General features: G+C 68.5%; 27 protein-coding genes. 13 read left to right on the plus strand and 14 right to left on the minus strand.

What is annotated here, in order from left to right; translation table 11 throughout:
- Positions 1-64 precede the first annotated feature (64 nt).
- From HMUK_RS05340 to alaS, 5 genes are all read right to left on the minus strand, one after another.
- Positions 65-1,291, minus strand: a complete 1,227-nt coding sequence (locus tag HMUK_RS05340; protein WP_015762092.1) for an acyl-CoA dehydrogenase family protein — start codon at positions 1,289-1,291, stop codon at positions 65-67.
- Between the two features lie 113 nt (positions 1,292-1,404).
- Positions 1,405-2,124 (minus strand): type 1 glutamine amidotransferase, encoded by a 720-nt coding sequence (locus HMUK_RS05345; RefSeq protein ID WP_015762093.1) that lies wholly within the window; start codon positions 2,122-2,124, stop codon positions 1,405-1,407.
- Positions 2,125-2,215: 91 nt separating this feature from the next.
- The gene (locus HMUK_RS05350) at positions 2,216-2,995 is read right to left on the minus strand and encodes an alpha/beta fold hydrolase (protein WP_015762094.1); all 780 of its coding nucleotides are present in this window, start codon (positions 2,993-2,995) and stop codon (positions 2,216-2,218) included.
- Positions 2,996-3,034: 39 nt separating this feature from the next.
- Positions 3,035-3,991 carry a DUF4013 domain-containing protein gene (locus HMUK_RS05355; protein ID WP_015762095.1) on the minus strand — a complete coding sequence of 319 codons (957 nt, stop codon included), beginning with the start codon at positions 3,989-3,991 and terminating at the stop codon, positions 3,035-3,037.
- 51 nt (positions 3,992-4,042) lie between these two features.
- The gene (gene alaS, locus HMUK_RS05360; RefSeq protein WP_015762096.1) at positions 4,043-6,817 is read right to left on the minus strand and encodes an alanine--tRNA ligase; all 2,775 of its coding nucleotides are present in this window, start codon (positions 6,815-6,817) and stop codon (positions 4,043-4,045) included.
- A gap of 167 nt (positions 6,818-6,984) precedes the next feature.
- On the opposite strand from alaS, the gene HMUK_RS05365 reads away from it, so the two are divergent.
- Positions 6,985-7,458, plus strand: a complete 474-nt coding sequence (locus tag HMUK_RS05365) for a DUF6789 family protein (protein WP_015762097.1) — start codon at positions 6,985-6,987, stop codon at positions 7,456-7,458.
- Here the strand turns inward: HMUK_RS05365 and HMUK_RS05370 are convergent, their stop codons facing one another.
- Both HMUK_RS05370 and HMUK_RS05375 read right to left on the minus strand, forming a co-directional pair.
- A complete protein-coding gene (locus HMUK_RS05370) occupies positions 7,459-8,427 on the minus strand; it encodes a replication factor C small subunit (RefSeq protein WP_015762098.1) in 969 nt (322 codons plus the stop codon).
- A 55-nt stretch (positions 8,428-8,482) separates the two neighbouring features.
- Positions 8,483-9,223, minus strand: a complete 741-nt coding sequence (locus tag HMUK_RS05375) for a class I SAM-dependent methyltransferase (RefSeq protein ID WP_015762099.1) — start codon at positions 9,221-9,223, stop codon at positions 8,483-8,485.
- Between the two features lie 86 nt (positions 9,224-9,309).
- Here HMUK_RS05375 and HMUK_RS05380 point away from each other — a divergent pair, with 86 nt between their 5' ends.
- From HMUK_RS05380 to HMUK_RS18220, 4 genes are all read left to right on the plus strand, one after another.
- Complete coding sequence (locus HMUK_RS05380) at positions 9,310-9,744, plus strand: DUF7534 family protein (protein WP_015762100.1); 435 nt, start codon at positions 9,310-9,312, stop codon at positions 9,742-9,744.
- A 49-nt stretch (positions 9,745-9,793) separates the two neighbouring features.
- The gene (locus tag HMUK_RS05385; RefSeq protein WP_015762101.1) at positions 9,794-10,234 is read left to right on the plus strand and encodes a DUF2391 family protein; all 441 of its coding nucleotides are present in this window, start codon (positions 9,794-9,796) and stop codon (positions 10,232-10,234) included.
- Positions 10,235-10,341: 107 nt separating this feature from the next.
- Positions 10,342-10,920, plus strand: coding sequence for a DUF7090 family protein (locus tag HMUK_RS05390; protein ID WP_015762102.1), 579 nt, complete (start codon positions 10,342-10,344; stop codon positions 10,918-10,920).
- A 177-nt stretch (positions 10,921-11,097) separates the two neighbouring features.
- Complete coding sequence (locus HMUK_RS18220; protein ID WP_015762103.1) at positions 11,098-11,256, plus strand: DUF7563 family protein; 159 nt, start codon at positions 11,098-11,100, stop codon at positions 11,254-11,256.
- A gap of 114 nt (positions 11,257-11,370) precedes the next feature.
- On the opposite strand, the gene glmM is transcribed toward HMUK_RS18220, so the two are convergent.
- On the minus strand, positions 11,371-12,684 hold the full coding sequence (gene glmM / locus HMUK_RS05395; RefSeq protein ID WP_015762104.1) for a phosphoglucosamine mutase: 1,314 nt from the start codon (positions 12,682-12,684) through the stop codon (positions 11,371-11,373).
- Between the two features lie 91 nt (positions 12,685-12,775).
- On the minus strand, positions 12,776-13,006 hold the full coding sequence (locus HMUK_RS05400; protein WP_015762105.1) for a DUF7860 family protein: 231 nt from the start codon (positions 13,004-13,006) through the stop codon (positions 12,776-12,778).
- A gap of 85 nt (positions 13,007-13,091) precedes the next feature.
- Here HMUK_RS05400 and HMUK_RS05405 point away from each other — a divergent pair, with 85 nt between their 5' ends.
- Both HMUK_RS05405 and rpiA read left to right on the plus strand, forming a co-directional pair.
- Positions 13,092-13,349, plus strand: a complete 258-nt coding sequence (locus tag HMUK_RS05405; RefSeq protein WP_015762106.1) for a hypothetical protein — start codon at positions 13,092-13,094, stop codon at positions 13,347-13,349.
- A 69-nt stretch (positions 13,350-13,418) separates the two neighbouring features.
- Positions 13,419-14,099, plus strand: a complete 681-nt coding sequence (rpiA, locus tag HMUK_RS05410; protein WP_015762107.1) for a ribose-5-phosphate isomerase RpiA — start codon at positions 13,419-13,421, stop codon at positions 14,097-14,099.
- A gap of 60 nt (positions 14,100-14,159) precedes the next feature.
- Here rpiA and HMUK_RS05415 read toward each other — a convergent pair whose 3' ends face one another.
- Positions 14,160-14,327, minus strand: coding sequence for a DNA-binding protein (locus HMUK_RS05415; protein WP_015762108.1), 168 nt, complete (start codon positions 14,325-14,327; stop codon positions 14,160-14,162).
- 245 nt (positions 14,328-14,572) lie between these two features.
- Between HMUK_RS05415 and larB the strand changes: the two genes are divergently transcribed.
- From larB to HMUK_RS05430, 4 genes are all read left to right on the plus strand, one after another.
- On the plus strand, positions 14,573-15,340 hold the full coding sequence (gene larB, locus HMUK_RS05420; RefSeq protein WP_015762109.1) for a nickel pincer cofactor biosynthesis protein LarB: 768 nt from the start codon (positions 14,573-14,575) through the stop codon (positions 15,338-15,340).
- 83 nt (positions 15,341-15,423) lie between these two features.
- A complete protein-coding gene (locus HMUK_RS18225; RefSeq protein WP_015762110.1) occupies positions 15,424-15,573 on the plus strand; it encodes a DUF7563 family protein in 150 nt (49 codons plus the stop codon).
- 88 nt (positions 15,574-15,661) lie between these two features.
- Complete coding sequence (locus tag HMUK_RS05425) at positions 15,662-15,904, plus strand: GIY-YIG nuclease family protein (RefSeq protein ID WP_015762111.1); 243 nt, start codon at positions 15,662-15,664, stop codon at positions 15,902-15,904.
- Between the two features lie 140 nt (positions 15,905-16,044).
- Positions 16,045-17,493 (plus strand): phosphoglucomutase/phosphomannomutase family protein, encoded by a 1,449-nt coding sequence (locus HMUK_RS05430; protein ID WP_015762112.1) that lies wholly within the window; start codon positions 16,045-16,047, stop codon positions 17,491-17,493.
- A 13-nt stretch (positions 17,494-17,506) separates the two neighbouring features.
- Here HMUK_RS05430 and HMUK_RS05435 read toward each other — a convergent pair whose 3' ends face one another.
- The 3 genes from HMUK_RS05435 to HMUK_RS05445 form a co-directional block, all read right to left on the minus strand.
- Entirely contained in the window at positions 17,507-17,887 is a 381-nt protein-coding gene (locus HMUK_RS05435) for a GNAT family N-acetyltransferase (RefSeq protein ID WP_015762113.1), read from the minus strand.
- Positions 17,888-18,336: 449 nt separating this feature from the next.
- Positions 18,337-18,537: a ubiquitin-like small modifier protein SAMP2 gene (samp2, locus tag HMUK_RS05440; protein ID WP_015762114.1), complete on the minus strand. Its 201-nt coding sequence runs from the start codon at positions 18,535-18,537 to the stop codon at positions 18,337-18,339.
- Positions 18,538-18,584: 47 nt separating this feature from the next.
- Positions 18,585-19,655: a polymer-forming cytoskeletal protein gene (locus tag HMUK_RS05445; protein ID WP_015762115.1), complete on the minus strand. Its 1,071-nt coding sequence runs from the start codon at positions 19,653-19,655 to the stop codon at positions 18,585-18,587.
- A 123-nt stretch (positions 19,656-19,778) separates the two neighbouring features.
- Here HMUK_RS05445 and HMUK_RS05450 point away from each other — a divergent pair, with 123 nt between their 5' ends.
- Positions 19,779-20,792 carry an AI-2E family transporter gene (locus HMUK_RS05450; protein ID WP_049940748.1) on the plus strand — a complete coding sequence of 338 codons (1,014 nt, stop codon included), beginning with the start codon at positions 19,779-19,781 and terminating at the stop codon, positions 20,790-20,792.
- Positions 20,793-20,811: 19 nt separating this feature from the next.
- Here HMUK_RS05450 and HMUK_RS05455 read toward each other — a convergent pair whose 3' ends face one another.
- Positions 20,812-21,600, minus strand: coding sequence for a sulfurtransferase (locus HMUK_RS05455; protein WP_015762117.1), 789 nt, complete (start codon positions 21,598-21,600; stop codon positions 20,812-20,814).
- A gap of 257 nt (positions 21,601-21,857) precedes the next feature.
- On the opposite strand from HMUK_RS05455, the gene HMUK_RS05460 reads away from it, so the two are divergent.
- Positions 21,858-22,721 carry a sulfurtransferase gene (locus HMUK_RS05460; protein WP_049940749.1) on the plus strand — a complete coding sequence of 288 codons (864 nt, stop codon included), beginning with the start codon at positions 21,858-21,860 and terminating at the stop codon, positions 22,719-22,721.
- Positions 22,722-22,860: the final 139 nt, after the last annotated feature.

The raw sequence follows: 22,860 nt of genomic DNA on the forward strand, positions 1-22,860 counted from the left end.
AGCCAGCGGTGTATGTCGTCGCGTTTCGTTGTGTGAGAACGCAGTCCGCTCGCGATTCGAGTAGCTACTCGAAGGCGTCGATGCCGGTCAGATCGGCCCCGAGGATCAGCGTGTGGATGTCGTGAGTCCCCTCGTAGGTGTAGACGGTCTCCATGTTTGCGGCGTGGCGCATCGGCGGGTAGTCGGTCGTGATCCCGTTGCCCCCCAGCATCTCGCGGGCGGTCTGTGCGACCTCGCGGGCCATCCGGACGTTGTTGCGCTTGGCCATCGACACCTGCTGGGGGCGCAGATCGCCGCGTGCTTTCAGCGTCGCCAGCCTGTCGGCGAGCAGCTGTGCGGTCGTAATGCGGGTCGCCATCTCGGCGAGCTTCTCCTGTTGGAGCTGGAAGCGGGCGATCGGGCCGCCGAACTGCTCGCGGTCGGTCGCGTACTCGCGGGCCGCCTCGAAGCAGTCTCGGGCGGCCCCGACCGCGCCCCACGCGATGCCGTAGCGTGCTTCGGTGAGACAGGACAGCGGCCCTTTCATCCCCTCGACGCCGGGCAGGAGGGCGTCCTCTGGCACCCACGCGTCCCGGAGGTGGATCTCGCCGGTCGAAGAGGCCCGCATCGAGAGCTTCCCGTCGATCTCGCTGGTCTCGACACCGCCAGACCGGTCGGTCTGGCGAGGCTCGGTCTCGCCTTGCTCCTCCGAGACGCCCTCACTGTCCAGATCGACGAGAACGCCACGAACGGGATCGTCGGTCTCGGCGTCCCCGTCGTCGATCTTGCACCAGATCACGGCCACGTCGGCGATCGGCGCGTTCGTGATCCACGTCTTCGTTCCCGAGAGCCGATAGCCGTCCCCGTCGGGCACCGCAGTCGTCTCCATGCTCGCCGGGTCAGAGCCGTGCTCTGGCTCTGTCAGGCCGAAACAGCCGACGGCGTCGCCCGCGGCGAGGTCGGGCAGCCATCGCTCTCGCTGGGCCTCGCTTCCGAACTCGTGGATCGGATACATCACCAGCGCGCCCTGGACGCTGGCCATCGAGCGCACGCCGGAGTCGCCGGCCTCCAGTTCCTGCATGAGCAGGCCGTACGAGCGGGGACTCACTCCCGGAAGCGTTCCCCACGACAGCGTCGGCGCGAAGAAGTCCAGTTCGCCCATCGCCTCGAACAGGTGGTCGGGCGAGGTCCCGGACTCGAACCACTCGCCGATCTCGGGGCGAACGTGCTCGTCGACGAACTCGCGGGCGGTGTCGCGGATCATACGTTCCTCGCCGTCGAGGTCGCTCTCCAGGTCCAGATAGTCGAGCATACGACGGCTACGCGTGGCGCGGGCAAAAGTGTGGTCCGCGGTGACGAGAGCCGTGGCGACCGGAGTCGATGGGGCCGATCGCGCTCGTCCACGTTGCCAGTGTGTTGCTGCCGTCAGTCGTCTGCGGCCGCGACGCCGCCGGACTCTCCCGTCCCGGCTCGCCCTCGGAGGTACTGCGTGAAGTTGTCGAAGAGGCGTTTTGCCTCGCAGGCGGCGTCGTAGTTCTCGGACGTGATCCCGTCGAGGACCTGCTGTATCCGTTCTTCGGAGAGCTGATCGTCCTTGCCTCGGGTGACCTCGCGGGCCGTCTCGGTGTCGTACTCGGGGTGGAACTGCACCGAGAACACGTCCTCGGTCTGGAACCCGTGGATGCCGTAGTCGTTGGCGGCGAACTGCTCGGCTCCCGGTGGCAGCTCGACGACGCGGTCGGAGTGGGTCGTAAAGACGGTGAACCGCTCGTCGACGCCGTCGAGCAGTTCGCTGGTGCCGTCGTGTTCGACGGTGCGATAGCCGATCTCGTACTCGTCCATCGGCTCGACCTCGCCGCCCAGTGCGTGTGCGAGCAGCTGGTGGCCGAAACAGACGCCCAGGAACGCCACGTCGCGCTCGACCGCGTCGCGGACCCACGAGGTCAGGTCCGCGATCCAGGGCTCCTCCCAGTAGACGGAGGCGCGGGACCCGGTGAGGAGACAGCCGTCGAACGCGAAGGTGTCTGGCAGTTCGCGTTCGGTCACGTCGTACTCGACGAGGTCGGCGTCTAGCTCCCGCCGGAAGTTCCGGCGGTTGAGCGCCCCGTCGTGGGCCGCGTTCAGCAAGGCGATCCTGAGGCTCATCACTCCTATTCAGCGGGTCGAGCCACAAAAGCGTACAGATACGTGGCCGTATTTGCCGATCTCCGCGACGCCGCTGTCGCGGGTCGGCCGGTCACGCGTCGTCGGTCTGTTCGTCGAGCCAGCCAAGCACCGCGTCCGAGACCGCGGCGCTCTCCTCGACGAAGGCCCAGTGGCCGCCCTCGACGGCGCGGTACTCCCCTCGCGGGAGGTCCGCGGCCAGGGACTCGCCGGCCGACGCCGGAACGATCTCGTCGTCGACGCCGTGCAGAACCAGCGTGGGCAGCGTGATCTCGTACAGCGGCGGGGCCTCGAACGCCCGCATCGCGGCGGCCTGTGCGTCCCACGCCGCCGGGTCGGCGTCGTCGGCCTGTCGCCACTCGACCATCTCCTCGCGGATGGTGGGGTGGTCGGTTAGATCCGATGCGAACGCGGTCTGTAGCGACGTTTCGAGCGCCGCGCGGTCGTCCAGCGAGGCACGGAGGTCGTCCAGCTTGTCGGTCACCGCGTCGCCGCTGGCGGCGGTCCCGAAGAGCGTCAGCGACGCCCCACGGTCGTACTCGTGGGCGTAGGCCAGGGCGACCATCCCGCCCAGTCCCGCGCCGACGAGGTGGACCCGCGCGACGCCGGCATCGGCAAACACCGCCTCCAGATCGGCCGCGAGTCGGTCGACACTGTAGGGCCCCGGCGGCGCGTCCGAGCGCCCGGTCCCGCGGAGGTCCCACACGAGGCTCTCGTATGGGCCGGCGACGACGCCGTGTTGCCAGCTCCAGAGCCACGCGCCGGCCCCCACGTCGTTGACGAACGCCACTGTCTCGCCGTCTCCGTCGCACTCGTAGTGTACTGCGACGCCGTCGGCTGTCGCGGTCGGCATAGTCGAACCGTGGCTCGCGAGCCCGTTGTGCGTATCGGTTCACCGAACGGGCTCGTCGGGAGCCGTCGGAACGACGCCCTCGGCGGCGGCCTGGCGGTAGTAGTACCCCCACAGCACTCCCAGCGAGTAGGTCCCCCAGGCCCGGACGACGACGGGGCCGACGAGCGTGATCACCGACAGCACCGCCGCGACGGCGACGGCGACGATCCCGGCGATCCAGGCGAGCCACGCTCTGACGTACGTCCCCGAGGTCGCGAACCGACCGGTCGACGCCCGCGAGAACGCCGTTCGCAGCTCGCCGGTCGCGGCGTAGACCGTCAGCGACGCCGGGAACGGGTAGAGTCCCAGCACGCCGGTCGTCACGCCCAGTGCGATCCCGAGCGGTTCGTCGACGGTCCAGACCGCCGCTGTGGCCCCCCCACCGACTGCCAGGATCGCCCCGTAGAGCCCCGCCACGAGCAGGCACTGGAGCCCGCCGACCAGCGACTCGCCGTAGTCGTCGAACGCCGGCCGCTCGCGCTGGCCCCGCGCGACCGCGCCACAGAGACGGAAGCCGTACCCGACGGTGACGAGCGAGAAGACGGGCAACACGAGCGCGAGCAGCTCCACGATCCCGCCGACGATCAGCGGCCGGTAGTCCTCCTCGACCGGATAGGTCGCCGCCACGCCGAACGACCAGCGACCGGCGAAGGGCGACGGCCCCGACGGGTCCGTCGACGGCGGGGCGTCTTCGTCGGCCCCGTCCCCGTTCTCACCGCTCGCGAGCGTGTCGTCGATCCCCGCCAGCGGCTTCGACTCCTCGTCCCCGGCCCCGTTCGTGGCGTCGCCCCCACCGGAGTCGGCGTCGCCCCCCTCATCCCAGGGCACCTCCGGCTCGGGCGGTCCCGGGAACGCGTCTCCCGGCGGCTCGATCCGGTGCCTGACCGCCTGCCCGCAGGACGGACACGTCTGTGTCTCGAAATCCGTCTTCGTCCCGCAGGCCAGACAGTATGGCATCACTCGCCCCTTCTGGGGCGGAATAAAAGTAGCTTGGTACTCCGGGAGCGGTTACGCGTTCGCGACCTGCCGGAGGATCTCCGGCGCGTCCGCGAGGGCGTCGTCGAGCTTGTCGGCGTCGGGACCGCCACCCTGTGCGAAGTCCGACGGACCGCCGCCGCCGCCGCCGACGCGGCCGGCGAGTTCGCCGACGACCTCGCCGGCGTTGACCGCGACGCCGTCGGGAACGGCGACGACGAACTGCGCACCGCTGGCACCGGAGCCGAGTACGGCGATCGAGCCCTGGTCGACGACGGCGTTGGCCTGGGCCCGGAGTTCGTCCATGTCGGCGTCGATGCGCTGGACGACGGCGGTCGTGTCGGCGACCTCGATCTCTTCGCTGTCCCCGCCGCCGCTGGCGCGGGCCTCCGCGAGCTGTTCCTTGAGGTCCTCGATCTCCTTGCCCCGCGCTTTCCACTCGTCGAAAAAGCGTGCGGCGGTGTCGGGCACGTCCTCGGTGGCCACGTCGTAGAGCTCGGCGGTCTCGTAGAGGGCGTCCTCGATTTCGTGGGTGGCGTCGATAGCGGCATCGCCGGCGGCGAAGGTGAGTCGGATGACGCCGTCCTGGATGCGCTCGGTGTTCAGCAGCTTGATCGCCCCGATGTCGCCGGTCCGGCCGACGTGGGTGCCACCGCAGGCCTGCACGTCGTCGGCGACGTGGATCAGGCGGATCTGCTCGCCGGTCGGGATCCCGCCCTGGTAGAGGTCGAATCCGTGCGCTTTCTCGGCCTCGTGGCGATCTGGCCACTCCTGGGTGACGGCGGCGTTGTCCATCACGATCTCGTTGGCGCGGTGCTCGATCTCCTTGACCTGTTCGCGACTGATCGACTCGTAGTGGCGGATGTCGATCCGCGAGGAGTCGGTTCCCTTCTGTGCGCCGGCCTGGCGGACGTGCTCGCCCAGCACTTGCCGGGCGCTGTGGATGACGACGTGTGTCGCGGTGTGGTGGCGCATCAATCGACGGCGACGGGTGGCGTCGACCTGTCCGCGGACGAACTCTCCCGTTCCGGGGTCCTCGTCACAGGTGTGGACGATGACGCCGCCGTGGACCTGTACGTCGGTCACCTCGCCGGTGACGTCGTCGGTCGAGATGGTCCCGTGGTCCGGGGGCTGGCCCCCGCCTTCGGGGTAGAACATCGTCTGGTCGAGCACCACGTCGTAGTCGCCGTCCTCGCGGTCGAACACTTCGAGGACGACCGCCTCGAACTCCATGCGCTGCTGGTCCTCGTAGTAGAGCCGGTCGGTCTCTGGGAGTTCGTCGAGCCGTTTCTCGTGTGGGACCGTCGCGTCCTCCTCGAAGGCCTGGCCGCCGCCGTGGCGGTCGGCGACGAGTCCGTAGAAGTTGTCGGGTACGTCCACGTCGACGCCGCGCTCGGCGGCGATCTCCGCGACCATGTCCGGCTGGATGCCGTGGGAGTCGTACAGCTCGATCAGCTCTTGCACCGGAATCGGCTCGTCTTTCTCGGCGTAGTCGTCGGCCAGCTGGCGGACCTTCCGGCCGCCACGGTCCAGCGTCTCGCGGTACTTTTCGACTTCGGTCCGGACGATGTCGCGGATGGTGTCGCGGTTGTCGTAGCCCAGCCGGTCGGCCTGCATGTCGACGAGTTCGTCCAGGGGCGCGTCGACGCCGACCGTGTCGACGAGGCGCTTGGTGCGACGCAGCACCATCCGCGCGAGATAGCCCGTGCCGACGTTCGAGGGGACGATGCCGTCGCCGAGCATGTACGCGAGCGTCCGGGAGTGGTCGGCGATGGCGTAGATGTCTTCGAGGGGCTCCATCAGCTCGACGAGCCGCGCCGTCTCGACGCCCAGCTGCTCGGCCATGGTGTCGCGGGCCGCCTCGACGTCCTCGGCCTCGTCGATGTCCATGTGGCCGGCCAGCTTGGCCGCCCGGAAGACGATCTCGTCTTCCTCGTCGGTGTAGTCGAGCCCGGCGTTGTCCCGCAGGAACTCGATCATCTCGGGGTAGATCGCCTCGTAGACCGTCGGGGTCCCCTGGCTCATCCAGGTCCAGCGTTCGATCCCGTACCCCGTGTCGACGACCCGGCGGTCCATCTCCGAGTAGCTGTTGCCGTCTTTCATCTCGTAGTCGCCGTCGGGGTCCTGCTCGAACTGCATGAACACGAGCGTCGCCAGCTCCAGGCCCTGGTAGATCACCTCGAAACACGGCCCGGCGTTGCCGCCGCCCACCCACACGTCCTCGATGAGGGTCAGCTCGCTGCTGTCGACGCCGAGTTCCTCGAACAGCTCGACGCAGTACTGGACGGTCTCTTCCTTCCAGTACACCTCGCCCTCGTAGGCGTAGCCCGCCCCCTCGTCGGCGTTGAACGCGTGGTGGCCGCCCATCTCGAAGGCCATCGTGTGACGCCCGGTCTTGCCGACGTTGTCGATGTCCTGCATCCGGATGCAGGGCTGGGAGACCACGAGCGGGTTCGACGGCGGCGGCGACTGGCCCGTCGTGACGTGGGGCTGGAAGTCGTAGATCGACGCCTGCGTCAACAGTACGTCGTCGCGCCAGCGGTTGGCGGCGACGGGATAGGGGTCGACCCGCCCGTGGTCGCGCTCTTCGAAGAAGGAGAGAAACGTCTCGCGCATCTCTTCGAGCGAGAGCGTCTCCTCGAAGCCGGGGTCGTCGATGAAGCCGTACTCGGCACAGGGCGGCTCACCGCAGGTCTCGCGGGAGGCGTCGCGCGTCCAGAAGTGATCGCCACACGTCCCACACGTCAGCCGCTCGAACCCCTCCTTCTCGAAGTAGTCGAGTCGATATTCGTCGGCGAGGTCGCTCATTGGGATACTGTTGGCCCAGCAGCGGGTAAAACAGTTCCGAAGGCTCAATCCGTGGCAGCCGGCGTGACGCGCCGTCTGCCGACGCCGGTGTTAAGCGTTGCCCGGTCGTGCCAGACGCGCCACGACCACCACACGAGTTTTATCTCCCCCTTCGATTCTCCGGCCGCATGTCAACAGAAAACGTCGACGCGCAGCGAACCGCGACCGGGACCGCCGACTGGAAGGCCGGCGTCCTCGGTGGCATCGCTGGCGCGCTCGCGATGGGTGTACTGGTGCTGGTGATGAACGACGCGACGCTCGCCGTCGCGATTCCGTCGCTGTACGGCCTCGCGCCGCCGCCCAACCCCGGTCTCGGGATGGTCGTCCACGTCTCTCACGGGGCCGTGCTGGGCCTCGGCTTCGCCGCGCTCGCACAGGCACTCGACGTGCGAGAGACGAACCGTCTCGTGGGACTCGGCCTCGGCTGGGGCGTGCTCACATGGGTCGGACTGGCCGCGCTGGTGATGCCGGTCTGGCTGAGCGTCGTCGGGTCGCCGGCCTCGCCGCCGTTCCCGAACTTCGCGCCGCCGTCGCTGCTGTGGCACGCCGTCTACGGGCTGGTGCTGGGCGTCGTCGCGGCCGCACTGCGAACCCGGCTCTGATCAGTCGTCAAGGCTCAGCGACGCCAGCATCGCCTCCAGCTGGATTCGCTCGTTCGCGCCCTCGGTGATCCGGTAGTCCGTCTCGCCGACCCGGTCGAGGATGCGCACGGCCTGCTCGTCCGGCACGTCGAACTCCCAGATCGAGCGGTGGAGCTGGTCGATGATGTCGCCACCGGCGATCCCCTCGTCGGTGATGAGATCGTCGAGCTGGGAGCGTGCGGCCGTGAAGTCGCCGTCGATGGCGTCCTGTACCATCCCCTGAATCACCTCGGGGCGGGCCGTCGAGGTGATCGCGAAGACCGCTTCCTCGTCGACAACGTCGCCGGAGACCGACGCCGCCTGCAGCCCGTTGATCGCCTTGCGCATGTCGCCCCCGGCGGCGTAGACCAGCGCGTCGACGCCGTCGTCGGTGAGCTCGATCCCCTCCTCGTCGGCGATGTGGCGGATCTCCGCCTCGACGGCCTCGTCGCCAAGCGGTGAGAAGCGAAAGACGGCACACCGCGACTGGATGGGGTCGATGATCTGGCTGGAGTAATTGCAGGACATGATGAAGCGGACGTTGTTCGAGAACTGCTCCATCGTCCGGCGGAGTGCTGACTGGGCGTCAGAAGTAAGCGCGTCGGCCTCATCAAGGAATATTATTCGGTAGTCGACACCGCCGAAAGAAGTCCGTGCGAAGCTCTTGATCCGGTCTCGGACCACGTCGATCCCGCGCTCGTCGGAGGCGTTCAGTTCGAGGAAGTGCTCTTGCCAGTCGTCGCCGTACAGTTCCCGGGCGATGGCGGTCGCGCTCGTGGTCTTCCCGGTTCCGGCCGGTCCTGCGAACAACATGTGACTCAGGTCGTTTCGATCGACGTAGCTCTGCAGGCGCTCGACGATCGTCTCGTGGCCCACCACGTCCGAAAGCGTCTGCGGGCGGTACTTCTCGATCCAGACTTCTTCCCGGCCCGAACGCTCGACCTCGCTCATGGGAGAGTGGAGGGCGGGGCCGGCCTTAACTGGTTTGAAACTGCGAGGTCGCTGGCTACGCTGTGTTGACGCCGACGGTCAACAGCGTTCCGTACTCGCGGTATCGCTCGACCATCGCCTCGCGCGTCTCCCAGTCCTCGGTCGGGAAGTCGCTCTCGGCGGGGATCTCCGTCTCCGTGTCGGGGATCCGGTCCTGGCTCGCGACGGCGAAGCCGGCCTCGCGGAACGCCTCGCGGTACTGGGCCTCGCTCCACAGCAACATCGGCACGCCGACCAGCTCCTCCCACTCGTGGGAGTGGACGTGCTCCTCCCAGCGATTCACGGCGCAGTAGAAGGTGCCGCCGGGACGCAGGACTCGGCGGAGTTCGGCGAGCACGGCGTGTGGGTCCTGTGCGTAGTAGAACGCCTCCATCGAGAAGCAGTGGTCGATGCTGTCGTCGTCGAAGGGCAGATGCTCGAAGTCACCGATAGCGAAGCCGACCCGCGGGTCGTCGGTGTAGGAACTGGCGTTGTGGGCCATCTCCGGGGCGGCGTCGATGCCGTAGACGCGGCCCGCGCCCTTCGTCTCGCGCAGGGCGCGGCCGGCGTAGCCGCTGCCACAGCCCAGGTCGAGGACGGTGTCGCCCTCGTCTCGCGGGTCGCTTCGCTCCTCGCTCGACTGTTCCGAGTCGCTGCGCGCCTCGCTCTCGACGGGCATTCGAGCCAGCACGTGCTTGGCCGTGTGCCAGTGGCGTCGTTCCATGCCCTGATCCTTGCCCGAGCGGGCCCACTCGTCGAAGGCGTCGCTGACGCTCATAGGCGATCGAACGCGGGGACGGGACAAAACCGGTTCGGAAGATCGTGACCGAAACCCTCATTTTCTGTGTCTCTGTGGGAGAAATTATGGCTGTCGAGCCCCCCGTTCTGGCCCTCCTCCCGACCGACCTGTCACTGGCGCTCGTGGCCGCGCTCGGACTCGCCCCTCCTCTCTGTCTGGTGGCGTTGCTCGGCTACTGGCTCTATCGCGACGCCGAGGCCCACGGCACCCGCGCTCCGATCCTGCTGGTGCCCCTGGCCCTGTTCGCGCCGTTCGGACCGCTGCTCTATCTGTACGCTCGGCGCGACTGGGAACGAACTCGCACGAAGACCGAGCGAGATCGCCGCGTCGAGACGGTGCTCGTCGCCCTCGGTACGGCGTTTGTCCTCGGCATGATACTGACGCCGCCGGACCCGGTCACACAGGCCATCGCACTGCCGGTGCTCACGCTCGTGGCGCTCCCGGTCGCTTACTTTTTCGTCTACCGCGACGGCTGGGCGCGCGTCCGGAGCGCGCTGTAGCCCGTGTGAAACGCCGGGGGTTTTTCCTGTCCCAGATCGGAGAGCACGTATGGCACGGCCACCGCGGTATCGCATCGCCGACAGCGCTCAGCAACTGGTCGGTGGCTTCCTGCTGGCGGGTCCGTTCGTCGTCACCGAGGAGGTGTGGGTGCTGGCGGCCAACATGACCTACGCACACGCCCTCCTCGTCGTCGCCATCGTCTTCGCGATCGGCTACGGTGCGCTGTACAAGGCCGACGACGACCGCGATCCCGACACCGAGGCGGAGGTCGCCGGTGTTCCGATCCGGTTCGTCTCGCTGATGGGCGTGTCCTTTGGCTCCGTGGCGATTCTGGCACTCGCGCTCACCGCACCCCAGACGTTCCTCGTCGAGGCGGAGATCCTCCCAGATCCGACCCGGATGGCGGTCGCCAGGACGACGGTGAAGGCGATCTCCGTCGGCGCGATCTTCAGCGTCGTCGGGGCCGCGACCGCCGACAGCGTCTTCTGACGGCTCTCTGAACGCCCGTCCGTCCCCCGACCGCGTCCGGGGTGCTCACACATCCCGACGAAAAGCGACCGATACTCTAAAGCGCGCCGGGCACACTTTGGGACCACATGGAGTATTCCCTCGCCATCGAGAACACGCCCGAGTCGATCCCGGGCGGGACGGGCGTCCTCTTGTTGCATCCGAGCACCGGCGAGACGGACCGACTGGACACGGACTTTCTCAGTACCGACACCGACCACCTGCTGGTCGTCTCGACGCGGACGACGGCTCGCGAGGTCGAACAGAAGCTGGAGTACTACGAGGTCGACGAGGACCGGGCGACGATCCTCGATACGCTGTCGGTCGAACGGGGCTACACGCGCCGCAAGTCCGACAACGTCCAGTACGTCTCCGCGCCGGACGACTGGGCGGCCATCGTCGAGCAGACCGAGCAGTTCCTCGCGGACCACGAGGGCAAGCGGCGGGTGACCTTCGACTCCGTGACGGAACTGATCTACTACGCCGACGAGGACCAGGCCGTCGAGGCGCTCGGCCAGCTGCTCGACCTGCTCGCCGAGTACGACGCCGTCGGGCTGTTCCACCTCGCCCGCGGCGTCCACGACGACGAGACGCTCGACCGCTTCCGGGAGCTGTTCGACGGCGTCGTCGAACTCGACGAGGACGGCTCGATCACCAGCCAGTTCTGATACGAACGGTTGTAGGCGTTTACCCAGTCGACCGCACGACGGCGTGCGGTCGATCTGGTAAAGACCTACAACTTTCCGTATGAGACGGCCCGGCCGTCGCCGTCAACGCCGAACCGCGACCGCGCTCGCATCGAGGAACGAACCATTAAGAGGCCAGATTTCCTTGTTGAGAGACGTATGCCGGAATGCCAGAACTGCGGTAACTTCGTGACGGCTGACTACGCACGGGTCTTCACACCCAACGGGGTCGATGCACCGCGGGTCTGTCCGCAGTGCGAGGACAAGATTCGCGACGGCGCGGGCGTTCGGGAAGCCCGGTCGACACGCCGCGGATAGTCTCCGATCGTCGCGCGGTATGACAGACACGCGAACGCTGCGGTTTCTCTCGTCGCACGTCGTGCTACAGTCGAGCGCGCGTAGCGAGCGCTCGGTCGGGGAGTCCCGCCGGTCTCACTCGCGGGCCCCGGCGACGGCGTCGCGTGCGATCTCGAAGGCGTCCCTCGCCCGCTCCTCGTCTCGTGCCTCGGCGGTGATCCGGACCAGCGGCTGGGTCCCGCTGGCCCGGACCAGGAACCACGCGTCCCCGAGGTCGACCCGAACGCCGTCGAGCGTCGCCACGTCGTCGTACTCGGCCGTGATCCGGTCGGCCAGGCGATCCACGACGGCGCGCTTGTCCTCGACGGCGATACTCTCGCGGCGGATCGGATAGTCGGGCACCGCGGCGACGCGTTCCCGAAGCGGCTCCTCGGCGTGGAGCGCCACGAGCCGGCAGGCCGCGAGGGGGCCATCGGGACACAGCGTCTGGTCTGGCCAGATCCAGGCCCCGCTGGGCTCGCCGCCGAAGGCGACGCCCGGCCGGCTCGCTCGCTCGGCCACGTACACGTCGCCGACGGGCGTGTACGTCACCGCCACGTCGGCCTCTGCGAGGAAGTCCGCGACCGCGAGGCTCGTGTCGACCGGCACCGCGACGGTGTCGCCGGGCGACGCCGCTTCGCGGGCGAAGACGGCCAGCAGTTCGTCTCCGGAGACGAAGCTTCCGTCGGCCGTCGCCGCCCGAAGGCGGTCGGCGTCGCCGTCGTGTGCCACGCCGAGTTCGGCGTCCGTGTTCGCGACCAGCGCCGACAGGGACGCGCAGTTGTCCGCGGTCGGTTCGCTGGGACGGCCCGGAAACGAGCCGTCCGGCTGGGCGTTCAGCGTCTCGACCGCACAGCCCAGCTCCTGGAGCGCGTCGACGCTCACGCCGCCCGCGCCGTTACCGAGATCGACGGCCACCGGCGGTGCGTCCGCCGGAGCGAGCGAGACGGCGTCCGCGATCGTCCGCGCGTGGCGCTCGCGGCCGTCCCACGTCGTCCGCGTGCCGAGCTCGTCCCACGCTTCCAGATCGGCGACGCCGTCGCGGACCCGCTCGGCGATCCGCTCCCGGCCGGCCTCGTCGAACGCCTGCCCGGAGGGCTGCCAGAGCTTGATCCCGTTGTCTGGCGCGGGGTTGTGCGAGGCCGTGATCGCCGCCCCGGCGTCGGCGTCGCGCCACCCGACCGAACGGGCGACCGTCGGCGTCGCCGCCACCCCCAGGTCGATCACGTCGGTCCCGGACTCGCGCAGTCCCGCCGCCAGCGCGTCGGTCAGTAGCTCGCCGGACTCGCGAGGGTCGCGACCGACCACCACCCGATCGGCCTCGACGCCCAGCGCTCGACCCACGTCGAGGGCGAGTGCCGCCGTCACGTCCTCGCCGACTGGTCCCCGGATGCCGCTCGTGCCGAACATACCGACAGGTCGCGAGAGCGTGATAAAAAGTATGCGTCGTCTAGTCGCCGACGCTCGTCACTTCGGTCCACGGCACAGTCTCGCCCGCCGATCACTCTGTGAGCGGGAGGACGATCCCGAACAGGAACGGAGTCACGAGCGCGATCACCAGGCCGACCAGCTCCAGGTCGAACAGCAGCGTCTGCTCCCAGCCGGGGACCGGGCCGCCGATCGCACCGGCGGCGGTCCCACCGAGGCCGCCGATCGCGAACAGGGCGACACCCAGGAGGAAGCTTCGTTTCGTCAGCGTCGCGTAGTCGACGTTTCCGTACCGTCCTGCCATGGTTGGAACTCCGACGACGGAAGCCATAGTGGTTGCGATCCCGCGAACCAAAAGGTACTCGGCACCGACTCCGGTGGATCTGTGCATGGACTCGGAACTGTTCGATCTGTTTCCCGAACTCGTCGAGTTGCTCGTCGCCGGCCTGAGCACCGCCGTGCTGTCGGTCGCCGGCACGTACGTCGAGCGGTTCGCGTTCGCGACGATCCAGACCGGCGACACGACCGCGGGCGCGTGGGCCGCCTTCATGGGCGTCGCCATGCTCTTTCTCGCCTACGTCGTCGTCACCGACCGCCTCGTGCCGACGCTGTTCGAGGTCACGGGACGCGCCGGGTCGTCCGAGTGAGACTGCCGACTCGCGAGCCCGCCGCCTCGGAGAACAAACGTTTTGTCCGCGTCCGTGGACCCTCCGGACATGAAACAGGGCGGGAGCGACGACGCGAAGCGTGCGGCGGGAGAATCGGCCGCCGAGGCCGTCGAAGACGGGATGGTGGTCGGGCTCGGGACCGGCTCCACCGCGGCCCACGCGATACGGGCCATCGGCGCGGCCGTCGACGCCGGGCTGGACGTGACCGGGGTTCCGACCTCGTTTCAGTCCCGCGAACTCGCGCGGGAAGCGGGGATCCCGTTGACCGACCTCGACGCCGCCGAGATCGATCTCGCGATCGACGGCGCGGACCAGGTCGCTGGCGGGTGTCTCGTCAAGGGCGGCGGCGCGGCCCACGCCCGCGAGAAGATCGTCGACACGGCGGCCGACCGGCTCCTCGTCGTCGTCGATCCGACCAAGGAGGCGGACGTGCTCGACCACCCGGTCCCACTCGAACTGCTGCCGGCCGCCAGACGGCCCGTCGCGGCGGCCGTCGAGCGACTCGGCGGGGAACCTGAGCTTCGCCGCGCCGAGCGCAAGGACGGGCCGGTGGTGACCGACAACGGTAACCTCGTGTTCGACTGTGCGTTCGGTGCCATCGCCGACCCCGCCGCGCTGGCGGCGGACCTCGCGACGATCCCCGGCGTCGTCGAGCACGGCCTGTTCGTCGACGTGGCCGACGAGATCCACGGCGGGACGGCTGACGGCGTCACCGTTACCGAACTGTAGCCACCGATAGCGCCACGGCTGGTCGGTTCGCGTCGAAAAAATCGATCGAGGGTGTCGGCCTTACAGGTCGCGCGGCTGGACGGTCTTCCGGTCGTTGGCCTCGGCTCGGCGGGCGGCGTCTGCGAGCAGCTCCTCGACCTCGTCGTCGAGGGCTGTGTAGAAGTCGGAGGCAACGTTCATGTCATCGAGCTCTTCCTTCACGGCTGCTTTGACGATTAGGTCTGCCATACAGAGAACGTGTTCCAGGTGCCATGTTAAATACTTTCCTGAATCATGGCCCTCTCGCCGGTATTGACGGGGGTTTGAGCCACTTTGACACTCGACACCCCATATAAATATGGCCGATCTGGCTCGCTTCGGGGTGGCCTCGACCACCGAAACCGCCGCTGGCGACCGCTGGTGTGTCGCTCGCGCGCGAACGCGGCGGGCGAACAGTTGGAAAGAGTCGAGTGTGCGCGCTCCAGAGAGTGGGTATGCGCGAACTACTCGACGCCGTCGCCGCGGGCGAGGTCACGCCCGCCGAGGCCGAGGCGGAACTCGCCGGCTACGCCACGGGTGAGGCCGGTCGATTCGACGCGACCCGGGAGCAACGCTCCGGCGTCCCGGAGGCGGTGCTGGCGGACGGAAAGACACCGACGGAGGTCGCACAGCTGGCCGCGACCGCGCTGTCGACGACCGGTCGAGCGATCGTCACCCGGGCCGACGAGGCCCAGGCCGGTGCGGTCCGAGAGCGCCTCGACGACGTGGCACCGGCGGCGACGCTGTCCTGGTCCGAGCGGTCCCGCTGGCTCGTGGCCCACGGTCCGGAGTACGAACGACCCGACCTCGACGCCAGCGTCGGCGTCGTCACCGCCGGCACCTCCGACGCGGTCCCGGCGGGCGAGGCGGCGATGATCGTCCGCGAGATGGGGGCCGACGTGGAGCGCGTCGACGACGTCGGCGTCGCCAGCCTCGTCCGCGTCGTCGACCAGCTCCCGGCCCTGCGCGAGCAGGACGTGTTGATCGTCGCCGCCGGTCGCGAGGGGGCGCTGCCGACGGTCGTCGCCGGCCTCGTCGACGTGCCGGTGATCGGGCTCCCGGTCTCGACCGGCTACGGCCACGCTGGCGAGGGCGAAGCGGCGCTGTCCGGCATGCTCCAGTCCTGTACCGCCCTCTCGACGGTCAACGTCGACGCCGGCTTCACGGCCGGCACGCAGGCCGGGCTGATCGCCCGCCAGATCGACGATGCGAGCGGCGCGTAACGCCCTAACTGTGTTGGCATGTGAGGCTATGGAACTGGCTCCCATACGTGTGAGTGCCGGACGCCGAGAGACCGGCTTCAACCATGCCAGAGTGCGATCACTGCGGCGCGCACGTGTCGGATCGTTTCGCTCGAGTGTTCGCGGACAAGAGCGGCAACGTCCGCGCCTGCCCGAGCTGTTCGGCGAACGCTGGAATCGCCGAGGTCGCCCGAGAGCGCGCCCACAAGGTGTGAGGCCCGACTGGGCCACCCGTACCGTGGTACTAGTACCACGCGACGCCCTGTTCTGTCGACGAACTCCCCAGCCCCGGGCACGCGACCGATGAGCGACCACTACGTCTACGTCCTGCGCTGTGCCGACGACACGCTGTACACGGGCTACACGACGGACGTACAGCGCCGCGTGGCCGAACACGACGCCGGCGAGGGCGCGAAGTACACCCGCGGTCGGACGCCCGTAGAGCTGGTCCACGTCGAGTCCTTCGAGAGCCGCTCGGCCGCGATGAGCCGCGAGTACGAGATCAAGCAGTACTCGCGGGGGCGGAAAGAGCGACTGATCGAGTGATATAGTAACAATTGAAACGATTTACACACCGATCGCACTGCCGTCGTGCGATCGGGTGTGCATTGATTTTCAACGGCTACTATACTGTCGGCGGTAGCGCGGACGGGAGCTTTTTGCCGGCCGGGGTTGCACTGCCAGCCATGACAGACGCAGACGCCGAGGCCATCGCCTTCGGTACCGACGGCTGGCGGGCGACGCTCGACGAGTTCACCGACGAGCGGGTCCGCATGGTGGGCCAGGGAGTCGCGACCCACCTCCGCGAGTCGGGCCACGACGGCGAGACGGTCGCCGTGGGCTACGACGCACGCGCTCACTCCCGAGGGTTCGCCGAGGAACTGGCCCGCGTGCTGTGTGCGAACGGCTTCGACGTGGTGTTGCCCGACCGAGACACGCCGACGCCGGTCGTCGCGTGGACGGTCGAGTCCCGCGGGCTGGCCGGTGCGCTGATGGTGACGGCGTCGCACAACCCGCCGGAGTACAACGGCGTGAAGTTCGTGCCCGCCGGGGGCCAACCGGCGCTGGCCGACGCGACCGACGCCGTCGAGGCGGCGCTGGCCCGACCGGACCCGCTGCCAGAGCCCGAGTGGGGGAGCGTCGAGGAGACGGACCTGCTGGCGGCGTACCTCGACCACGCGGTCGAGTTCGCCGGAGAGAGCCGCGACGACCCGGTCGATCTCGACGGGCTGACGGTCGCCTACGACGCGATGCACGGCAGCGGCCGCGGCGTCACCGACCGCCTGTTAGAGCGGGCCGGGGCCGACCTCGTCCGCCTGCGCTGTGAGCGAGACGCCGACTTCGGCGGTGGCGCACCGGAGCCCGTCGCCGAGCGCGTCGAGGCGCTGATCGAGCGGGTCCGAGACGGCGACGCGGACCTCGGGATCGTCAACGACGGCGACGCCGACCGGATCGGCGTCGTGACGCCCGACCGCGGTTTCCTCGATCCGAACCTCTTCTTCGCCGCGGTGTACGACGACCTGCTGGCGACACGCGGGCGCGGGCGACCGGAGGGTGCTGGATCGGCCGGCGTCGTGCGGACCGTCTCGACCAGTTCGATCGTCGACCGCGTCGCCGCGGCCCACGGCGAGTCGGTCCACGAGACCGCCGTCGGCTTCAAGCACGTCGCCGCGGCGATGGCCGAACACGACGCCCTGATGGGCGGCGAGGAGTCGGGCGGGTTCGGGCTCACCGCACACCTCCGCAACAAGGACGGCGTCCTGCTGGCGCTGCTGGCCGCCGCGGCCGCACACGATCGGCCGCTCGACGAGCGCGTCGACGCGTTGCTGGCCGAGCACGGCGAGATCCACCAGGGCCGGATCAGCGTCGACTGTCCGGACGACCGCAAGGAGCGCGTGCTTGGGGCCCTGGAGTCGGCGCTCCCGGACAGCGTGGCCGGTCGCTCGGTCGACTCGGTCTCGACGGTCGACGGCTTCAAGATGACGCTGGCAGACGGCACCTGGCTCCTCGTTCGCCCCTCCGGCACCGAGCCCAAGCTCCGGGTGTACGCCGAGGCGACGAGCCGCGAGCGGGTCGACGAACTGCTCGCCGCCGGGCGCGAGATCGTCACGCCCCTCGTCGCCAGCGCGGAGTGATATCGTCGAGACGCTACGCACGCTCCAGGCGACCGCGATAGCGTGACTCGGCCTCGCCGACCGGCTCGATCGCGAACCCGAGCGTCTCGTAGAACGGCCGGACCCGCTCGTCGAACGTCGCCACGAGCCGCCCACGTTCGGCCAGCGCCCGCTCGACCAGTGCCGAACCGATCCCCTGCCCGCGTCGGCGACGGCGGACGGCGACGCTGACGATCCGATCGCCGTCCAGTACGAGCGCCCCCAGCACGCGCTCGCCGTCGTCGGCGACCGCGAGCAGGGTCTCGCCGCGCCGGAGACTCGCTTTCAGCCGGGCGGGCTCGGTCTCCAGGGCCGCCCCGTCGAGGACGTTCGCGACGGCAGCCCGATCGGCCGGCGTCGCCTCGTGGACCCGCATCGTCTCGTACTGGCGAGCCCCGCCAGAAAGTGTTTCCCTCTCTCGGGACGATCGTGTTCAGATAAGAGATCGGTGCAGGCAGTCTGAAGCACCGAAAGCCCTCGGCTCGCTCGGCGGTTCTGCGGCGGATATCCTCACTCCGTTCGGATAGTGCCGCCGCAGAACCGCCGACCGCGCCTCGCCCTTTCATCCCCCAGGATTCGGCTGTTTACCGGTCTAAACCCTGGCGGATGAAAGGGCGAGTGTAGTTGCGGGAACCCCGACGAAGTCTGCTCACGGGCGCAAAGCGCCCGTTCGCACGGCCAGAGGGACTCGGAGAGTCCCTCTCGGCAAGCACGCGAAGCGCGCGCAGCGAGTCGCGGGACCGCAACTGCACGAGGGCTTTCGGTGTCTACAACGCAGCAAATGCAGCGGCTTATCTGAACACTACCCTCGGAACGGCACCACGCTCACCCGCCTTTGACCAGCCGGACCACGCGGACGTGGTCCGTCTCGACGGGCTGATCTTCCGGGACTGGCGTGCCGTCGACCAGGATCGAGACCGTGTGGGGGCTGAGGTCGGTCGGTGCCAGCAGGTCGGCGTAGCTGTCCCCCGCCGCGATCTCGACCTCGCGGGTCTCGCCCCCGACGATCTCGACTGTCACGCGCATACGGTTCGATTCGGACGGTCGCCCTTGAGCGTGTCGCCAGACGACCCTCAAGCCGACGGCTCGGCGTCGCCAGCGGCCGGCTCGGGGGTGGGGCCGGGATCGTCCTCGTCGCTCTGGTAGCGATCGTACATGCCGAGGACGAGCGCGCCGAGCCCGACCAGCACGACGACAGCTTCGACGAAATCGCCGAGGATCGGTACGAACTTCACCGCAGCGACCCCGAGAACGCCGACCAGTAGCGCGAGCCACCGGCTGTCTCGACCGATCCGTTGGAGGAGCCAGCGGCCGAGGGCGAACCGGCCGTACAGTGCGCCCGCCCACACGAGGAAGACGTACGCGACCATGCCGGCGATCGACAGCGGGATGCCGACCAGCGTCACGAACAGCAGCACACAGACCATTGGACCGCCGACGAGCGCGAGCAGTCCGAACGCCCCCATCCGCAGGGGATCGTCGGTCACGTCGTCGGCGACGCTCGTCGAGAAGCGGGGAAACGCCACCACGAGGACGGCCCCCGCGACGAGGTTCGCGAGGACGCCGTAGGCGGTGAAGGTCCCGGTCGGCAACGCGAACGACGGGCCACTGGGGCTGACGGTCACGTTGTCGGTCCGCTCGACTGTTCCGCCGACGGTCGCGCCGTCCGCGCGGTTCAGGTTGCCGTCGTAGGTCAGATCGCCGCGGATGTCGGCGGTCGGCCCGAGCGTGATCTCTTCGGCACCGATCTCGACGTTGCCGTCGATCCGTCCGTCGACGGTGGCCGAGCCGGCTCCGGCGGTCAGGTTGCCGCCGATCCGAGCGCCCTCGTCGACCGTCACGGAACCACCAGCCCCCTCGACGTCGCCGCCGACGGTTCCGCCGATGTCGAGAGTGCCGGCAGCCGCTTCGACGTCGCCCTCGACCGTGCCGTCGATGATAACGGTGCCGCCGGTGGCTTCGAGGTCTCCCGTGACGGTCCCTTCGACGACGACCGTGCCGCCGACCGCTTCGAGGTCGTCGTCGATCGTCTCGCCCGGGCCGACCGTGACTGTCCCGCCGGTCCGGCTGGCTGCGGCCGCCGTCCCGGGGAGCGCTCCGACCACGAGGATCACTACGAGCAGTGCGCAGAGCGTGCGTCGCATATCCGACCTTCACCGTCGGGCGACATAAAACGGAACTCGGAGCTTCTCGGTGGGAAACTGTGTCCGAGTTCGCCCGCTTCCCCGCGCGGAACGCTTTTGAGACCGGGGGAAATGTACTGTGGCATGCGAAGACGACAGGGAGTGCTCGTCGGGCTGGTCGCCGCGACGGGCTTGCTGACGATCGTGTTACTCTGGAGCGTCGTGACGACCGTCTTCTTCGCCATCACGGTCGCGTACGTCCTCTATCCACTGCGCCGGCTGCTCGTCGAGCGAGGGACCCACCGTCGGATCGCCGCCGCCGCGGCGACCAGCGTCGCGTTCCTCGCCGTCGCAGCCCTGATCGTCCCGTTGCTGTGGTCGCTGTATCGCCGCCGTGACACGCTGCTGGCGTATCTCCGAACCCTTCCGACTTCCTTCGAGTTCGAGGTGCTGGGGATGCCGTTTGGCTTCGAAGTCGGATCGCTGGCCGCCACGGCTCGTGTCGCGATCACCAACCTCGCCGTCGAGGTGGCCGGGAGCGCGCCGATCATCGGCCTGAAGCTGTTTCTCTTCACGCTGCTCGTGTACGCGCTCCTGTTGCGGCCGAGTGCCGCACCGGCGGTCGTCTTCCGCGCGGTCCCCGAAGAGTACCAGTCGCTCGTCCGCACGATGCACGAGCGGACCAGAAACACCCTGTACGCGATCTACGTCCTCCAGGGGGCGACGGCGCTCGGGACCTTTCTCATCGCCTACCTCGTCTTCGCCGGTCTGGGTTATCCCGGTGCCTTCGGACTGGCAGCCGTGGCTGGCATCCTCCAGTTCGTTCCGGTGGTCGGCCCGAGCATCCTGATCGCGGTGGTCGCCGCGACGGATGTGGTCGCCGGAGATCTGACCGGGGCGGCCACGCTGCTGGTGATCGGACTGGTCTTCGTCGGCTTCCTCCCCGACGCGATCATCCGGCCACAGCTCGCTCCCTACACCGCAGACATTCCCGCGAGCCTCTATTTCATCGGCTTTACCGGCGGCGTGCTCTCGATCGGGATCGTCGGGTTCATCGCCGGCCCGCTCGTCGTCGCGCTGTTCGTCGAAGCCGTCGAGTTGCTCACGAACGAGCGGCCGACGGTCCAGCGACAACTGGATTCCGAACACACGGAGTAGGTCCTCGACCGCCAGACGGTCAGTTCTCGCCGGTCTCCAGGGGACGGTCCTGTGCCGTCCACTCGGTGAGACTGCCCTCGTAGAAGGCCAGATTGTCGTATCCGAGGTGACACAGGACGACGTAGGTGTGGCTGATCCGGCGCGCCGTGTTACAGTAGAGGACGATCCGCGCGTCGGGGACGATACCGCGGGATTCGAGCAGTTCGCGGATCTCTGCCTCGGGGCGCAGCCCGCGACTGTCGTCGTCGACCAGTTCGCGCCAGTCCAGCTGGACCGCACCGGGGATGTGACCCTCCTCGTACTCCCATCCCTCTCGGGTGTCGACGATCACGGCGTCGCCGCCGACGGCTTCGGCGACCGCGTCGGCGTCGACCAGCGGCGTCTCGGCCGGTGGCTCGATCGCGTACTCCGTCGGCGTCGGCGCGGGCGTCTCGCCGGTCGTCTCGCGTTCGAGTTGCCACGCCGAGAAGTCCCCGTCGAGCAGGTGCAGCGCCGCGGGGTCGTGGCCGTACAGCGCCGCCGTCACGAGAAAGCGCGCGGCGAAGACTCCGTGCGTGTCGTCGTAGGCGACGATCTCGTCGCCGTTGGAGATTCCCGCCTCCGAGAGCAGCGCCGCGAAGTGCGCTCGCCCGGGGAGCATCCCCTCGTCGTGCTCGCCGCTCTCGTCGGCGCGAAACGCGTCGAAGGGGACGTTGACCGCACCCGGGAGGTGGCCGATGCCGTCGTACTCCCAGGCGTCGCGGACGTCGACCACGCGCACGTCGTCCAGACGCTCTGCGAGCCAGGACTGGGACACGATATCTGTCATTGCCCGTCCGTTTCGGACGCGACGGCTTGAAACCGTCCGTCTCGGCCGCTCGAAGATAGCGGAGATATTTTCCAGCCCGCGGCCCGCCGTCCGGACCGAACCGCCAGCAGTCGGGGAGCGCCGCCGGAACCGTGCGAAATATTCGCATACTAATACGTCCGACAAGGGGCAGAAACTGCCGCCAGAGGGGAGGAGTGGCGGGCTATGCCGAGAGAGGGTGGGGTTATATGGACGGGGTGCATATTTTGGTCTGTATTATGAGCGACTACGCAAACGACGTTCTCGTCACCGCGGACTGGGTCGAGGACAACCTCGACTCGTTCCAGAGCGACGATCCCGACCACCGACTGGTCGAGGTCGACGTAGACACGGAAGCGTACGACGAGGCCCACGCGCCCGGCGCGATCGGCTTCAACTGGGAGACACAGCTCCAGGACCAGACCACCCGAGACATCCTCTCGAAGGCAGACTTCGAGGACCTGCTCGGGAGCCACGGCATCAGCGAGGACTCGACGGTCGTCCTCTACGGTGACAACTCCAACTGGTTCGCCGCCTACACCTACTGGCAGTTCAAGTACTACGGCCACGACGACGTTCGGCTCCTCGACGGCGGCCGCGAGTACTGGCTCGACAACGACTACACGACCACGGACGAGGTCCCCGAGTTCTCCGCAGTCGAGTACGAGGCCTCCGGCCCGCGCGAGTCCATCCGCGCGTACCGCGACGACGTCGAGAACGCCATCGAGAAGAACCTCCCGCTCGTGGACGTTCGCTCCCCCGAGGAGTTCTCCGGCGAAGTGCTGGCACCCCCGGGCCTGCAGGAGACCGCACAGCGTGGCGGCCACGTCCCCGGTGCGAAGAACATCTCCTGGGCGGCCGTGACCAACGACGACGGCCGGTTCAAGGACTTCGACGAGCTCCAGGAGCTGTACGCCGACGAAGACATCGACGGCGACGAGACGACCGTCGCCTACTGCCGCATCGGCGAGCGCTCCTCGGTCGCCTGGTTCGCGCTCCACGAACTGCTGGGCTACGACGACGCCGTCAACTACGACGGCTCCTGGACCGAGTGGGGCAACCTCGTCGGCGCGCCGATCGAGAAGGGCGAAGCGGACGACTGAGCACCGCGACGGAGTTCGCTTCGAATCGGAGCGGAGAGGCCCTGGGCCGACCCGCGAAGAAGAGCAACTGAACTGGTTCACCTCGTTTTTCTTCGAGCGCTGACCCGGAAGCGACGGGTACAGCACCGCGGGGCAGCGA

This window comes from Halomicrobium mukohataei DSM 12286 (assembly GCF_000023965.1).
Lineage (GTDB): Archaea > Halobacteriota > Halobacteria > Halobacteriales > Haloarculaceae > Halomicrobium > Halomicrobium mukohataei.

What these genes read in the sequence shown, in the direction of transcription:
- HMUK_RS05425 (WP_015762111.1), top strand. Translation starts at nt 15,662, where the DNA reads ATGAGCGACCACTACGTCTACGTCCTGCGCTGTGCCGACGACACGCTG.
- larB (WP_015762109.1), top strand. Translation starts at nt 14,573, where the DNA reads ATGCGCGAACTACTCGACGCCGTCGCCGCGGGCGAGGTCACGCCCGCC.
- HMUK_RS05370 (WP_015762098.1), bottom strand. Translation starts at nt 8,427, where the DNA reads ATGAGCGAGGTCGAGCGTTCGGGCCGGGAAGAAGTCTGGATCGAGAAG.
- HMUK_RS05350 (WP_015762094.1), bottom strand. Translation starts at nt 2,995, where the DNA reads ATGCCGACCGCGACAGCCGACGGCGTCGCAGTACACTACGAGTGCGAC.
- HMUK_RS05435 (WP_015762113.1), bottom strand. Translation starts at nt 17,887, where the DNA reads ATGCGGGTCCACGAGGCGACGCCGGCCGATCGGGCTGCCGTCGCGAAC.
- HMUK_RS05390 (WP_015762102.1), top strand. Translation starts at nt 10,342, where the DNA reads ATGGAGTATTCCCTCGCCATCGAGAACACGCCCGAGTCGATCCCGGGC.
- alaS (WP_015762096.1), bottom strand. Translation starts at nt 6,817, where the DNA reads ATGAGCGACCTCGCCGACGAATATCGACTCGACTACTTCGAGAAGGAG.
- samp2 (WP_015762114.1), bottom strand. Translation starts at nt 18,537, where the DNA reads ATGCGCGTGACAGTCGAGATCGTCGGGGGCGAGACCCGCGAGGTCGAG.
- HMUK_RS05380 (WP_015762100.1), top strand. Translation starts at nt 9,310, where the DNA reads ATGGCTGTCGAGCCCCCCGTTCTGGCCCTCCTCCCGACCGACCTGTCA.
- HMUK_RS05445 (WP_015762115.1), bottom strand. Translation starts at nt 19,655, where the DNA reads ATGCGACGCACGCTCTGCGCACTGCTCGTAGTGATCCTCGTGGTCGGA.
- HMUK_RS05355 (WP_015762095.1), bottom strand. Translation starts at nt 3,991, where the DNA reads ATGCCATACTGTCTGGCCTGCGGGACGAAGACGGATTTCGAGACACAG.
- HMUK_RS05430 (WP_015762112.1), top strand. Translation starts at nt 16,045, where the DNA reads ATGACAGACGCAGACGCCGAGGCCATCGCCTTCGGTACCGACGGCTGG.
- HMUK_RS05400 (WP_015762105.1), bottom strand. Translation starts at nt 13,006, where the DNA reads ATGGCAGGACGGTACGGAAACGTCGACTACGCGACGCTGACGAAACGA.
- HMUK_RS05450 (WP_049940748.1), top strand. Translation starts at nt 19,779, where the DNA reads ATGCGAAGACGACAGGGAGTGCTCGTCGGGCTGGTCGCCGCGACGGGC.
- HMUK_RS05415 (WP_015762108.1), bottom strand. Translation starts at nt 14,327, where the DNA reads ATGGCAGACCTAATCGTCAAAGCAGCCGTGAAGGAAGAGCTCGATGAC.
- glmM (WP_015762104.1), bottom strand. Translation starts at nt 12,684, where the DNA reads ATGTTCGGCACGAGCGGCATCCGGGGACCAGTCGGCGAGGACGTGACG.
- HMUK_RS05460 (WP_049940749.1), top strand. Translation starts at nt 21,858, where the DNA reads ATGAGCGACTACGCAAACGACGTTCTCGTCACCGCGGACTGGGTCGAG.
- HMUK_RS05405 (WP_015762106.1), top strand. Translation starts at nt 13,092, where the DNA reads ATGGACTCGGAACTGTTCGATCTGTTTCCCGAACTCGTCGAGTTGCTC.
- HMUK_RS05455 (WP_015762117.1), bottom strand. Translation starts at nt 21,600, where the DNA reads ATGACAGATATCGTGTCCCAGTCCTGGCTCGCAGAGCGTCTGGACGAC.
- HMUK_RS05345 (WP_015762093.1), bottom strand. Translation starts at nt 2,124, where the DNA reads ATGAGCCTCAGGATCGCCTTGCTGAACGCGGCCCACGACGGGGCGCTC.
- HMUK_RS18220 (WP_015762103.1), top strand. Translation starts at nt 11,098, where the DNA reads ATGCCGGAATGCCAGAACTGCGGTAACTTCGTGACGGCTGACTACGCA.
- HMUK_RS05375 (WP_015762099.1), bottom strand. Translation starts at nt 9,223, where the DNA reads ATGAGCGTCAGCGACGCCTTCGACGAGTGGGCCCGCTCGGGCAAGGAT.
- HMUK_RS05365 (WP_015762097.1), top strand. Translation starts at nt 6,985, where the DNA reads ATGTCAACAGAAAACGTCGACGCGCAGCGAACCGCGACCGGGACCGCC.
- HMUK_RS05385 (WP_015762101.1), top strand. Translation starts at nt 9,794, where the DNA reads ATGGCACGGCCACCGCGGTATCGCATCGCCGACAGCGCTCAGCAACTG.
- HMUK_RS18225 (WP_015762110.1), top strand. Translation starts at nt 15,424, where the DNA reads ATGCCAGAGTGCGATCACTGCGGCGCGCACGTGTCGGATCGTTTCGCT.
- HMUK_RS05340 (WP_015762092.1), bottom strand. Translation starts at nt 1,291, where the DNA reads ATGCTCGACTATCTGGACCTGGAGAGCGACCTCGACGGCGAGGAACGT.
- rpiA (WP_015762107.1), top strand. Translation starts at nt 13,419, where the DNA reads ATGAAACAGGGCGGGAGCGACGACGCGAAGCGTGCGGCGGGAGAATCG.